The 13,814-nt window shown below is 64.0% G+C and carries 9 protein-coding genes; 1 reads left to right on the top strand and 8 read right to left on the bottom strand.

What is annotated here, in order from left to right; all coding sequences use genetic code 11:
* Positions 1 to 111 precede the first annotated feature (111 nt).
* The 7 genes from AC6CIG_RS12605 to mutS form a co-directional block, all read right to left on the bottom strand.
* On the bottom strand, positions 112 to 678 hold the full coding sequence (locus AC6CIG_RS12605; protein WP_437407943.1) for a NifU family protein: 567 nt from the start codon (positions 676 to 678) through the stop codon (positions 112 to 114).
* 156 nt (positions 679 to 834) lie between these two features.
* Positions 835 to 1,326 (bottom strand): universal stress protein, encoded by a 492-nt coding sequence (locus AC6CIG_RS12610; RefSeq protein ID WP_003527692.1) that lies wholly within the window; start codon positions 1,324 to 1,326, stop codon positions 835 to 837.
* A 52-nt stretch (positions 1,327 to 1,378) separates the two neighbouring features.
* Positions 1,379 to 2,443 carry a tryptophan--tRNA ligase gene (trpS, locus tag AC6CIG_RS12615; RefSeq protein ID WP_437407944.1) on the bottom strand — a complete coding sequence of 355 codons (1,065 nt, stop codon included), beginning with the start codon at positions 2,441 to 2,443 and terminating at the stop codon, positions 1,379 to 1,381.
* Between the two features lie 91 nt (positions 2,444 to 2,534).
* Complete coding sequence (locus AC6CIG_RS12620) at positions 2,535 to 2,924, bottom strand: VOC family protein (RefSeq protein WP_437407945.1); 390 nt, start codon at positions 2,922 to 2,924, stop codon at positions 2,535 to 2,537.
* Positions 2,921 to 4,528, bottom strand: a complete 1,608-nt coding sequence (gene murJ / locus AC6CIG_RS12625) for a murein biosynthesis integral membrane protein MurJ (protein ID WP_437407946.1) — start codon at positions 4,526 to 4,528, stop codon at positions 2,921 to 2,923. The genes AC6CIG_RS12620 and murJ overlap by 4 nt, the downstream gene beginning before the upstream one ends.
* Positions 4,525 to 7,374 carry a [protein-PII] uridylyltransferase gene (locus AC6CIG_RS12630; protein WP_437407947.1) on the bottom strand — a complete coding sequence of 950 codons (2,850 nt, stop codon included), beginning with the start codon at positions 7,372 to 7,374 and terminating at the stop codon, positions 4,525 to 4,527. Before AC6CIG_RS12630 ends, murJ begins: the two co-directional genes overlap by 4 nt.
* Before the next feature lie 101 nt (positions 7,375 to 7,475).
* Positions 7,476 to 10,226: a DNA mismatch repair protein MutS gene (mutS, locus tag AC6CIG_RS12635; protein ID WP_437407948.1), complete on the bottom strand. Its 2,751-nt coding sequence runs from the start codon at positions 10,224 to 10,226 to the stop codon at positions 7,476 to 7,478.
* Positions 10,227 to 10,328: 102 nt separating this feature from the next.
* On the opposite strand from mutS, the gene AC6CIG_RS12640 reads away from it, so the two are divergent.
* Positions 10,329 to 12,614, top strand: a complete 2,286-nt coding sequence (locus tag AC6CIG_RS12640) for an NADP-dependent malic enzyme (RefSeq protein ID WP_437407949.1) — start codon at positions 10,329 to 10,331, stop codon at positions 12,612 to 12,614.
* A gap of 278 nt (positions 12,615 to 12,892) precedes the next feature.
* Here AC6CIG_RS12640 and olsB read toward each other — a convergent pair whose 3' ends face one another.
* Entirely contained in the window at positions 12,893 to 13,783 is an 891-nt protein-coding gene (olsB, locus tag AC6CIG_RS12645) for a l-ornithine N(alpha)-acyltransferase (protein ID WP_018093998.1), read from the bottom strand.
* Positions 13,784 to 13,814: the final 31 nt, after the last annotated feature.

Below are 13,814 nucleotides of genomic sequence, written 5' to 3' on the forward strand. Positions count from 1 at the left end.
CCACACCGGTGTAAGGAATATGGAAAACGATATAAGGAAAATGAAGCCGAACTGGAAGCGAAGGATGCGCGGGCCCGCCATGCAGGCTTCCGCGCCTCGACCCGCTTCGGATCAGACGGATTCGACTGCTTCGACTTCAGGAACGAAGTGGCGCAACAGGTTCTGCACGCCGTGCCTCAAGGTCGCGGTCGAAGAGGGGCAGCCGGCGCATGCGCCTTTCATGTTCAGGAACACCGTTCCGTCCTTGAAGCCGCGGAAGGTGATGTCGCCGCCGTCCTGGGCGACGGCGGGCCGAACCCGCGTCTCGAGCAGTTCCTTGATCGTGGCGACGATCGCCTCGTCGCCCTCGTCGAAGAACTCGTCCTCCGCATCCGTCTGCTCGGCACGGCCGGCGCCCGACATGATCGGCTGCCCCGACATGAAATGCTCCATGATCGAGCCGAGAATCGCGGGCTTCAGGTGCTGCCATTCCTGCGCTTCCTTGCTCACGGTTATGAAGTCATAGCCGAAATAGACGCCGGTGACGCCGGGAATCGCGAAGAGCCGAGCCGCAAGGGGCGATCCTGCAAGGGCCTCTTCTTCGCTCCGGAATTCGGCGGTGCCGTTCTCCATCACCACCTTGCCCGGCAGGAATTTCAAAGTGGCGGGATTCGGCGTGGCTTCGGTCTGGATGAACATGTCTCACTCCGTTCTGCCGGGAGCGCTCCTCGACCGGCTTTTTAGAATTGTTCCAAAATATAGGAGCCTCGGGTGGAGCCCGCAAGGCGTAATAGCGTGATTCAAAGTGCTACAGCGACCTTTGCTCATATGATGGGACGCGCAGCGCTGTGGAGATCAGGTCAACGCGTCGATTTCCTCATCCGTGAGAAGGTCGGGAATGACCGTGACCGGAATCGGGAAGGCCGCGGCCTTCCCGGCAATGGACGAAACGAGCGGCCCCGGGCCTTCCTTCGCCGATCCGGCCGCCAGCACCAGGATCGCGATGTCGCGGTCCTCTTCGATGGCGGCGTGAATCTGTTCCGTGGCGATGCCCTCGCGGATGACGATTTCCGGCTCGATGCCGATCCGTTCGCGCACCGTCTGCGCGATCTTGGCCAGCGTCGCCTCGGCCTCGTCCCGCGCTTCGGCGCGCATGATCTCCTCGACGCCCAGCCATTGCTGGAAGTCGCCGTCGGCGATCACGTAGAGCAGCACGAGGCCGCCATTGGAATTCTTCGCGCGCATACCGGCATAATGCACGGCGCGGCCGCATTCGGGCGTGTCGTCGATCACCGCCATGAACTTGCGGCGATGGCCTTCCATTCGTGAGAGTCGGGTTGAAACCATGCGGTGAACATTACAACGCCGCGCGGCGCCCGCAAGGTCTCATTTTCGTGAACTACTGCAAAAAGCCGATGATTTCGCGGACCTCGCGCATGGTCTTCTCGGCGCGTTCCCGAGCGCGCTCCCCGCCCTTGCGCAGGATAGCGTCGATATGCGCGGTATCGCCCATCAACCGGCGCATCTCGCCCGTGATCGGCGAAAGCACGCTGACGGCGAGGTCGGCCAGAGCCGGCTTGAAGGTCGAGAATTGCTGGCCGCCGAATTCGGCAAGCACCTCTTCTTTCGACCTGTCGGCGAGCGCGGCGTAAATCCCGACGAGATTTTCGGCCTCGGGTCGATCCTTAAGACCGTCCGCTTCGCTCGGAAGCGCGTCCGGATCGGTTTTGGCCTTGCGGATCTTCTTCAGGATCGTATCGGCATCGTCCATCAGATTGATGCGCGACAGGTCGGATGGATCCGATTTCGACATCTTCTTGGTGCCGTCGCGCAGCGACATGACGCGCGGTGCCGGGCCGCCGATCAGCGGTTCGACCGGGGGGAAATAGGCATGGATCGGCTCTTCTCCGACGACGATGTCGACGCCGCAGCCCCGCGTCCGGATATGCTCCATGAAGTCGATGTTGAACTTCTGGGCGATGTCGCGGGTGAGTTCCAGATGCTGCTTCTGGTCGTCGCCGACGGGCACGTGGGTGGCGCGATAAACGAGGATGTCGGCCGCCATCAGGCTCGGATAGGCGAGCAGGCCGAGCGAAGCGTTTTCACGGTCCTTGCCGGCCTTGTCCTTGAACTGGGTCATCCGGTTCATCCAGCCGATGCGGGCGACGCAGTTGAAGATCCAGGCGAGCTCGGCATGCTGCGGCACGGCCGACTGGTTGAAGACGATGTGCTTTTCGGGGTCGATGCCCGAGGCGATGAAAGCCGCCGCGATCGACCGGATCTGGCCCGGCAGGTCCTCATGCACGAGCTGCGCGGTGATCGAGTGCAGGTCGACGACGCAATAGATGCAATCGTTGTTTTCCTGAAGGGCGACGAACTTGCGGATCGCGCCGAGATAATTGCCGAGATGCAGGTTGCCGGTCGGCTGAACACCGGAAAATACGAGCGGCTTGAATTCGTTCATGTCGTCCCCAATCGGGCTTGTGGAGGGCCCGGCTCCAGTTGATATCCGCCGCGCTTATGCACGGCGGGCCGGGCGCAATCAAGAGGCATGGTCACGCGGGCTGAAGGAGATCCCACCTATTGCCGAAGGGATCGGCGAAGACGGCAACGGTTCCGTAGACCTCATGGCGGGGCGCCTCGAGGAACGTGACGCCCGCGGAAAGCATGGCGGCGTGATCGCGGCCGAAGTCGTCGGTAAAGAGAAAGTAGCCGACCCGCCCGCCGGTCTGATTGCCGATCGCGGCGCGCTGCCTTTCGCCCTCGGCCCTGGCGAGCAGGAGCGCGGTCTCCGCCGCACCTTTCGGCCGCACGACGACCCAGCGCTTGCCGCCGCCGAGGTCGCTGTCATCGAGGAGGTCGAAGCCGAGCTTGCCGCAGTAAAAGGCGATGCCCTCGTCGTAATCGGGCACGACGATGGCGACGCGGGCAATCGACTGTCTCATTGCCGATCCGCCCCTTCGCTCGCCCGCTCGGCGGACGAGGCCGGTGCCCCCCGTTTGACGCTGCGGCGGATCATCGAGAGGCTTGCGCCGCCGGTCCCGAACGCGACCGCGAAATAGATCGCCATCGCGGCGGCGATCAGGCCGCAGAGGGTAAGGGCGCGGGTCGCAAGCGGTGCGGTGGAAGAAAGGGGCAAGGCGAGCCAATCCACGGCAAAGTACAACGCGGCCGCCATGACGGCAGCGGCGATCACCAGCCGGGGAATCCTCGTCAGCAAGGGAATATCGCGCCCCCAGTGCCCACGCCAGACGAGCGTCGCGAAAAGAAGCAGGGCGTTCACCCAGCCGGCGACGATTTCGGCCGTCGCGATGCCGCTGGCGGCAAGCGACGGAAAGAGCGTCAGCGCCAGGGAGACGTTCACGGCCACGGAAATTCCGGCGAAGATCATCGGCGTGCGGGTGTCCTCGCGGGCGAAGAAACCGGGAATGAAGGCCTTGATCAGCACGAAGGCCGGCAGGCCGAGGCCGTAGATCGCCAGAATATGCCCGACGACGACGGTGGATTCCGGCGAGAACTGGCCGCGCTCGAAGAGGAGCCGGACGATCGGTTCCGACATGACGAGCAGTGCCGCCGCGGCGGGAAGTGTCAGGAACAGCGTGAACTCGACGGAACGGTTCTGCAGGTTTGCCGCCTCGTTGAGATTGCCGCCGCGCAGAGCCCGCGCAAGCTCGGGCAGAAGCACGGTCGCAACGGCAATGCCGACGACGCCGAGCGGCAGCTGATAGATGCGGTCGGCATAAACCAGCGACGAGACGGCGCCTTCCTTTGCAGAAGCGATATTGGTGTTGATCAGGAGGTTGATCTGCGTGATGCCACCGGTGATCGCCGCGGGAAGCGCCAGCACCAGCAGGCGTTTGACGTTTGCCGTCAGCCGGGGTCGGCGAAAACCGATGCGGATCCCGGCATTGCGCACCGCGACCCAGACGATCGCCAGTTGCACGAGGCCCGCGGCCAGCACCCCCCAGGAGAGATCATAGCCGACCGCGACCGCATCCTGGCCGCTGTACCAGGCATAGGCCAGCACGCCGATCAGGATGAAGTTCAGGAAGACCGGCGCGATGGCTGCCGCGAAATAGCGGTGCAGCGAATTGAGCATGCCCGCCATCATTGCCGCCAGCGACATGCAGGCGAGATAGGGAAACATGATCGTCGCGAAGGTGACGGTGCTTGTGAATTTCGCGGGGTCGTCGGCAAACCCGGGAGCGATCAACTGCCCGACGATGAACGGCATCGCCAGTTCCATGGCGATCGTCAGGAGAAGGAGAACGGTGAAGAGGACGCCGAAGACCTCCTCGGAAAAGCGCCGTGCGCCCTCCATGCCGTGCGCCTCGATCTCCTTGGCGAAAAGCGGCACGAAGGCCGAATTGAACGCCCCTTCGGCAAAAAGCCTGCGAAAGGTGTTCGGCAGCCGGAAGGCGGTGTTGAAGGCGTCGGCGACCGGGCCGGTGCCGAGCGCGGCCGCCATGAAGGTTTCCCGGATGAAGCCGAAGAGCCGGCTTCCGAGCGTTGCGCCGCCGACGGTAGCGAATTTCTTGACCAGACTCATGTTTCGGCTTTTGTCGTTTTGGAACCGTGGGGTACGCGGGACACAGGGGTCGGCGCAATGATGCCGGAGGGCATGCGCTCGCGCGCTTCGTCCACCTCGCCCGCCAGCACCGCCTTGAGGCGCGCCGCGATGTTCATCTGCCGGTTCTCGCTGGTGATCTTCGAGCCGACCAGGTCGGTGACGTAGAAGGTGTCGATCACCTTTTCGCCGAAGGTGGTGATATGGGCCGAGGCGATGTCGAGCGATAGGTCTGACAGCACCGCGGTCACTTCGGAAAGCAGACCGGTCCGGTCAAGGCCTTCGACCTCGATGACGGTGAACTTGTTCGACAGCGTATTGCTGATGGTCACCTCCGGCGTCACGGTGAAGGCCCTGCTGCGCTTCTTCACACGCGTCCGGCTGGCGATCACCTCGGGCAGCCTCTTGCGGCCGGAGAGCACGTCCTCGATCAGCTTGCCGATGCTTGCCGCCCGGCGCGTCTCGTCCTCGGCGACCGAGAACTCGCGGTTGACGAGAATGGTATCGAGCGCCCGGCCGTCCGATGTCGTGTGTATCTGCGCGCCGACGATGTTGGCGCCAGCCGCGGCGCAAGCGCCGGCGATGACGGTCAGCAGGCGCGGGTGGTCGGGCGACAGCACCGTGATTTCGGTGATGGCGTGGAAGTCATGGGTCCGCACCATGGTCGCGAGCGTCCGGCCCGCATTGTCCGCCTCACGGATGAAGCCTGCATGACGCACCTGCTCCTCGAGCGCCACGGTCAGAAGATAGGGCTGGTAATGCAGCCGCACATAAGCCTGGCGCTCCTTCTTGGGCCAGTCGGCGAGCGCCTCCTCCAGCATATGGGCGGCGTGCTTCGCCCGCTCCTTGCGCGACAGTTCCGAAAAGCCGCCCGAGAGCAGAAGCTCGGTCTCGTAGTAGAGCGTGCGCAGGAGCTGGCCCTTCCAGCCGTTCCAGACGCCGGGCCCGACGGCGCGGATGTCGCAGACGGTGAGGATGAGCAGCATCTTCAGCCGTTCGAGGGATTGGACCCGTTCGGCGAAATCGACGATGGTCTTGCGGTCGTTAAGGTCGCGGGTCTGCGCGACCATCGACATGGTCAGATGTTCCTCGACCAGCCAGACCACCATTTCGGTCTGTTTCGGGGTCAGCCCGAAGCGCGGGCAAAGCTTTCGCGCGACCTTGGCGCCGGCCACCGAATGATCCTCCGGGCGGCCCTTGGCGATGTCGTGCAGCAGAACGGCGACGTAGAGCGCCTCGCGGTCCTCGATGCCAGGCATCAGCATCGCCGTCAGGGGATGCGCCTCCTCCTCCAGGCCCCGCTCGATGCGGGAGAGGACGTCGACCGAGCGCAGGAGATGCTCGTCCACCGTGTAGTGGTGATACATGTTGAACTGCATCATCGAGACGATCTTGCGGAATTCGGGAATGAAACGGCCGAGCACCCCCGCTTCATTCATCCGGCGAAGGATCAGTTCCGGATTGCGCCGCGAGGTAAGTATCGACAGGAAGAGCCGGTTGGCCTCTTCGTTTTCACGCAAGTGCGGCGTGATCAGGCTCAAAGAACGGGTCACCTGCTTCAGCGCCGCCGGATGAAATTCGAGCCCGTTGATGTCGGCGATGTGGAACAGGCGCATGAGGTTTACCGGGTCGCGCTTGAACACGTCGGTGCTCGCAAGTGCGATGCGCCCGCCGTCGTCGACGAAATCGAGCGTGCCCGCGATCTTGCGGACGCGATTGCGGAAGCGGCTTATGACGCCCGTGATCCCGGGCGTGTCCTTGGCCTGCTGGTCCTCCAGCGCCGAGCAGAAGATGCGGGTCAGGTCGCCGACGTCCTTGGCCACCAGGAAGTAGTGCTTCATGAAGCGTTCCACCGCCGAGAGCCCGGGGTGGTCGTGATAGCCGAGCGCCTCGGCGATCTCGCGCTGGATGTCGAATGAGAGGCGCTCCTCCGCCTTGCCGGTCAGGAAATGCATGTGGCAGCGCACCGCCCAGAGAAAATCCTCGGCCTTCTGGAAGAGCTTGTACTCCTGCTTCGAAAGGACGCCGAGCTTGACGAGATCGGCGGAGTCCTTGACCCGATAGAAATATTTCGAAATCCAGAAGAGCGTGTGCAGGTCGCGCAAGCCGCCCTTGCTTTCCTTGACATTCGGCTCGACGAGGTAGCGCGTGTCGCCCGCCTTGCGATGGCGCTCGTCCCGCTCGGCGAGCTTGGCGGCAATGAATTCCGGGCCGGTATTGCGGACGATCTCGTGATCGAAGCGCGTTTCGAGTTCGTTCGCCAGGGCCGCGGACCCGCAGACATAGCGGCATTCGAGGATTGCGGTGCGGATGGTCATGTCTGCACGCGACAGGCGGATGCATTCCTCGATCGTTCGCGTTGCGTGGCCGACCTTGAAGCCGAGGTCCCACAGGATATAGAGCATGAATTCGATCGCCGGCTCCGCCCAGACCGCCTTCTTGGCGGGCAGGAGGAAGAGGAGGTCGATATCAGAGCCTGGCGCCAGCGTTCCGCGGCCGTAGCCGCCGACTGCGGTGACCGCGATGCGCGAAGCCTCGGGAGCCTTCGCGGCGTCGAAAATCTGGTTCAGCACGAAGTCGTGCAAGAGGGTAATCAGTTGGTCCTGAAGCCAGGAGATGCGCTCCGCGCATTTTATTCCTGCGCCGTCTGCGGCGAGCAGTTCGCGCGCTTTGGCGCGGCCCGCGACATTTGCCTCCTTGAAGGCCGCAAGCAAGGCCCGGCGCATCGGTTCGCGCTGTTCGGCATGAGCGGAGGCGATGAAGTCGCACCTGGCCCGAAGCGCCGACACGTCCAGGATTTCGGGAAAGGAGGTTTGGTGTCTGGCCATGAAGTGCCGAGGGGCGTCCTGTCCGACTTAGATCATTCGTTGCAAGCGCCGCTGTATAGCCCTTTTGCCGGCCGAATGACAGGGGAAATAGCCCGGCGAAATCAGCGGTTGGAAAGCTCCTTCTTGAGCGCGTAAAGCGCGTCGAGCGCCTCGCGCGGCGTCATGTCGTCCGGGTTGAGCGCCTTCAGGGATTCCTCGACCTTCGAAGGACCCGACGATGCCCTCGCCGCCTCCTCCCGCCGGACGGCAACCTGGAACAGCGGCAGGTCGTCGATCAGCTGGCTCGCCGGATTCTTGCGGTCGGCATCCTCGAGCTTGGCGAGCACATCCCTCGCGCGGGCGACGACCGACGGCGGCAAGCCTGCAAGGCGGGCGACCTGGATGCCGTAGGAGCGGTCGGCTGCGCCCGGGCCTACTTCGTGCAGGAAGATGACGTCGCCGTCCCACTCCTTGACGCGCATGGTCGCGTTCGACAGCCGCACGAGCTTTTCGGAGAGCACGGTCAGCTCGTGGAAATGGGTCGCGAAGAGCCCGCGGCAGCGATTGACCTCGTGCAGATGCTCGACCGCCGCCCAGGCGATCGACAGACCGTCGAAGGTCGCGGTGCCGCGGCCGATCTCGTCGAGGATCACCAGCGATCGGTCCGTCGCCTGATTGAGGATCGCCGCCGTTTCGACCATCTCGACCATGAAGGTCGAGCGCCCCCGGGCGAGATCGTCCGAAGCGCCGACGCGCGAGAAGAGCCGGTCGACCACGCCGATATGCGCGGCGGCCGCGGGCACGAAGGATCCCGTCTGGGCCATGATCGCGATCAGCGCGTTCTGGCGCAGGAAAGTCGACTTGCCGCCCATGTTGGGACCGGTGAGGAGCCAGATCGCGCCGCCCTGCTCGCCGTTCGGCGGAGAAAGATCGCAGCCGTTGGCGACGAAAGGATTGGCAGCCTGGCGCCGCAAGGCCTGCTCCACGACGGGGTGGCGTCCACCCTCGATCGCGAACATTCGCGAGCGGTCGACCGTAGGGCGCGTGTAATTCTGCTCCTCCGCAAGCACCGCGAGCCCGGCCGAGACGTCGATCGTCGCGAGCGCCAGCGCTGCCGCCTTGATCGCCTCGGCCTCGGCGACCACCTCGCGCGTCATGGCCTCGAAGGTCTCGACCTCGATCGCCAGCGCCCGGTCCGCGGCATTGGCGATCTTCGTTTCGAACTCGGCAAGCTCGGTCGTGGTGAAGCGCATCGCATTCGCCATGGTCTGGCGATGAATGAAGCGGGCGCGGCCGGCATCGGTGTCGGTCATCGATCCGGCGTTGCCGGCGGTCACCTCGATGAAGTACCCCAGCACGTTGTTGTGCTTGATCTTCAGCGACTTGATGCCGGTTTCTTCGCAATATTGCAGCTGCAGCCCTGCGACCACGCGGCGCGACTGATCGCGCAGCGCCCGCATCTCGTCGAGTTCGGCGCTCGCGCCCTCGCGGACGAAGCCGCCGTCGCGTTTCAGAAGCGGCAGTTCCTCGGCAAGGGTTGCGTCGAGGCGCGCGAGCAATTCCCCCGGCAAGGCCGCGATCGTGTTGCGCGCTTCGGTCAATTCCGCCGAGAGCTCGGCGCCCGTAAGGAGCGCCGATATCGCCGCCGCGGCCCGCATGCCGGCCTGGATGGCGCCGAGATCGCGAGGGCCGCCGCGGCCGAGCGCGAGCCGCGACAGGGCCCGCGGCATGTCCGGCGCCCTGCGAAGAGCGTCGCGAACATCCGTCGTAAACCGCGGCTGATCGGCCAGCACCTCGATCGAATCGAGCCGCTGGTTGATCCGCTCCGGGTCGGTCAGCGGCGACATCAGCCGTTCGGCGAGCAGCCTGGCGCCCCCGCTCGTCATCGTCCGGTCGAGTGACTTGAGCAGGCTGCCGTCGCGGGAGCCGGAAAGCGTCTTGGCGAGCTCCAGATTGGCGCGGGTCGCCGGATCGATGAAGAGTGTCGAGGCGGCGCTTTCCCTTTCCGGAATGCCGAGCGCCGGGCGCTCCTGGAGCTGGGTTTTCTCGACATAGGAGACCGCCGCCGAAGCGGCCGCAAGCTCGGCGCGCGAGAAGCTGCCGAAACCGTCGAGCGTCCCGACGCCGTAATAGCGCGAAATGCGCCCTTCCGCCGTCGCGCTGTCGAAGAGGACGGCCGGCTGCGGCACCGCGACGCGCCCGAGCACGTCGAAGACGGCCCTGAGATCGGGATCGTGAAAGACGGTGTCGGGCACGATCAGCTCGCGCGGTTCGATACGCAATATGTCGGCGAGCAGGCGGCTCTCCGCCGTCTCGGCGAGGCGGAAGATGCCCGTCGAAATGTCGATCCAGGCAAGGGCGTAGGCCGGCTCCGAGCCGCTCCGGATGCGCGCCAGCGCCATCAGATAGTTCGATTCCGAAGGCGAGAGCAGCTTCTCCTCGGTGATCGTTCCCGGCGTCACCAGGCGCACGACATCGCGGCGCACGACCGATTTGCTGCCGCGCTTCTTCGCTTCGGCCGGGTCCTCCACCTGTTCGCAGACGGCGACACGGTAGCCGGATGCGATCAGCTTCTGCAGGTAATCGTCGGCCGCATGCACCGGCACGCCGCACATCGGAATTTCCTGCCCCATGTGCTGGCCGCGTTTCGTCAGCGTGATACCGAGCGCGCGCGAGGCCTCGACCGCATCCTGGAAGAACAGCTCGTAGAAATCGCCCATGCGGTAGAACAGGAGCGAATCCGGATTGTTCGCCTTGATCTCGATGAACTGCTCCATCATCGGCGTGGCAGTGGAGCGGCTCTCCTCGCTTGCGAGATCGGACACGGAAAGGACGTCGCCCGAACGGTTCGATGCATCCATCAGGAAATTCATGATTGTTCCAAAAAAAGAGATGTCACACTATCCGCAAGCATTTATAGACGACAACAACAAAGAGGCTGACCAGGAGGGTCGCCCACAGGAGGTTGAGGAAACATGCCGGGTATCGACAAGACCGACCGCGCAATGACCAGCGTCACGGCGCAGGAAGCGCTCGATTTTCACTCTCAAGGTCGTCCCGGAAAACTGGAAATCTCGCCGACCAAGCCGATGGCGACGCAGCGCGACCTTTCGCTTGCGTATTCGCCCGGTGTCGCCGTTCCGGTCAAGGCGATCGCCGACAATCCGGCGACGGCATACGACTACACGGCTCGCGGCAACATGGTTGCGGTGATTTCCAACGGCACGGCGATCCTCGGCCTCGGCAATCTCGGCGCACTCGCCTCGAAGCCCGTCATGGAGGGCAAGTCCGTCCTCTTCAAGCGCTTCGCCGACGTCGATTCGATCGACCTCGAGGTGGACACCGAAAACGTCGACGAATTCATCAACTGCGTCCGCTTTCTCGGTCCCTCCTTCGGCGGAATCAATCTCGAGGACATCAGAGCGCCGGACTGTTTCATCATCGAGCAGCGGCTGCGCGAAGTCATGGACATTCCCGTCTTCCATGACGACCAGCACGGCACCGCGATCATCGCCGCGGCAGGCCTCGTCAACGCGCTGACCCTGACCGGCCGCGACTTCAAGACGGCCAAGCTCGTCTGCAACGGCGCGGGCGCGGCGGCGATCGCCTGCATCGAGCTCATCAAGGCGATGGGCTTCAACCCGGCGAACATCATCCTCTGCGATACCAAGGGGGTCATCTACAAGGGCCGTACCGACGGCATGAACCAGTGGAAGTCCGCGCATGCGGTCGAGACCGACCGCAGGACGCTTGCCGAGGCACTTGACGGCGCCGACGTATTCTTCGGCCTTTCGGCCAAGGGCGCGCTTTCCGCGGACATGGTCCGCTCCATGGGCGCACGACCGATCATCTTCGCCATGGCCAATCCCGATCCGGAAATCACGCCTGAAGAAGTGGCCCTGATCCGCGACGACGCGATCGTCGCGACCGGCCGCTCGGATTATCCGAACCAGGTCAACAACGTTCTCGGCTTCCCCTATATCTTCCGCGGCGCGCTCGACGTGCGTGCCTCGACGATCAACGATGCGATGAAGATCGCCGCGGCGGAAGCGCTCGCCAATCTCGCCAAGGAAGACGTTCCGGACGACGTCGCCGCTGCCTATCAGGGCAACCGCCCGCGCTTCGGGCCGCAATATATCATTCCCGTCCCCTTCGATCCGCGCCTCATTTCGGCGATCCCGATGGCTGTTGCAAAGGCGGCCATGGAGACGGGCGTCGCCCGCAAGCCGATCGAGGACCTCAAGGCCTATGGACAGCAGCTTTCGGCGCGACGCGACCCGATCGCCTCGACGCTGCAACGCATCGTCGAGCGCGTTCGCCGCCAGCCGAAGCGGATCGTCTTTGCCGAAGGCGAGGAAGTGCAGATGATGCGCTCGGCGATCGCCTATGCCAACCAGCAGCTCGGCACGGCGCTCCTGCTCGGGCGCGAGGAAGTGATGCGCGAAACCGCCGAGCGCGAAGGCATCGACCTCGACCGCGCCGGCATTCAGATCGTCAATGCGCGCCTGTCGAAGCGCGTCGGCGCCTATACCGATTTCCTCTATTCGCGCCTGCAGCGGAAGGGCTATCTGTTCCGAGACGTGCAGCGTCTGATCAATACCGATCGCAACCATTTCGCCGCCTCGATGGTGGCGCTCGGCGATGCGGACGGCATGGTGACGGGCCTTACGCGCAACTATTCGACCGCGCTCGAAGATGTCCGCCGCTGCATCGACCCAAAGCCCGGCCACCGGGTGATCGGCGTGTCCATTGCGCTCTGCCGCGGCCGTACGGTGCTCGTCGCCGATACCGCGGTGCACGACATGCCGACGTCCGAGGAGCTGGCGGATATTGCCGAGGAAGCGGCCGGCCTCGCCAAGCGGCTGGGCTATGTCCCGCGGGTGGCGATGCTCGCCTATTCGACCTTCGGCCACCCTTCCGGCGAACGCTCGGAGCGGGTACGCGAGGCGGTAAAAATCCTCGACCGGCGCCGTGTGGATTTCGAATATGACGGCGAAATGGCCGCCGACGTGGCACTCAATGCGCGGGTGATGGAGCAGTATCCGTTCTGCAGGCTTTCCGGCACCGCGAACGTGCTCGTCATGCCGGCTTTCCACTCGGCCTCGATCTCGACGAAGATGCTCCAGGAGCTGGGCGGCTCGACCGTGATCGGCCCGCTGCTGGTCGGCCTCGACAAGTCGGTCCAGATCGCCTCCATGTCGGCAAAGGACTCCGACCTCGTCAACCTGGCCGCGATCGCTGCCTATAACGCCGGGACGTGACGCGGGTCGGCGGAAAGCCGGAAAGCTGCTGACACTTCGGCTGTTGCGCGTCGCCAAGCTATGGTTGGAGCAAGCCTCAAGATCGCGCGAGCGCTCAAAACAAGAGCCCGCTTCCCGGGAACGGAGGCGGGCTCAATGTATCATGGCTGACCAATTTCGTTCGTGATGAAAAGTCGAGATTTGCTCGCGGAGCTACCCTCGCAGGCAGAGCGGCGAATGTTCTCCTTTATGGTTCAATATGCTTCCGTCATGAAAATTCGAGGTGCGGCGATAGACGATCAGGACACCGACGAGGAGAAACGCCCCGCATCGGCGCCGTAATAGTTCAGATAACGGCCGGAAATATTGCTGATCGGCAGGACGATCAGAACGTCGGTGGTGCGGAACGCTTGATCGACCACCGCCCCCTCGCCGACCATCGCACCGAGCCGCATATAGCCCTTGATCAGCGGCGGAAGCGCCGCGAGCGCCTTCTTCGGGTTGATCGCCTCCGGAGGCATCAGATCCATCGTCCGGTAAAGCTCCGGCCGGGCGGAAACCGCCCACTCGTCCCGGACCCGGACGTTATGATGCAGAAAGGAGAGCGCGAGCGCGTGCTCTTCGGGAACCACGCCCGGAAACGAACCGCAGCCGAACATCGCATCGATCCCGTGCTTCAGCGCATAGGCCCAATTGCCCTGCCACAGCAGTTCGACCGTGCGCCTGGTGCGATATTCCGGCAGCACGCAGGAACGTCCGAGTTCCATGAAGCGCTTGTCGGGATGACGCGAGAGAAGTTCGCCTATCGCAAACTCCGAGGCCGAGTAGAAGCCGCCGGTCCGCTCGGCAACGTCCTGGCGCAGCAGGCGGTAGGTTCCGACGATCTGCTCCTCCGCATCGCCCTCGATGGATGTATCGAGGACCAGCAGGTGGTCGCAGATCGCATCCCAGCTGTCGATGTCGCGCTTGCGTCGGCCGGCCTCGGGCGCCACCTGCGCCTTCATCTCCTCGACGAACACCCTGTAGCGTACTGCCTGCGCCGCATCGACCTCGGCTGCCGAACGGGCAAGGCGGGTCTCGAGATTGGCGATCCGTCCTAAAACATCGCCAGCCGGAGCCGCAACTGCCTTGCGGATGTAAGCATTGGAGGTGTCAACCACGCCCATCGAATCCAGAAGTTCGATCGTCATATCGTGTCATCCCGAACCGTCATTGCTGCCG

This window comes from Sinorhizobium sp. GQ132 (genome assembly GCF_059758575.1).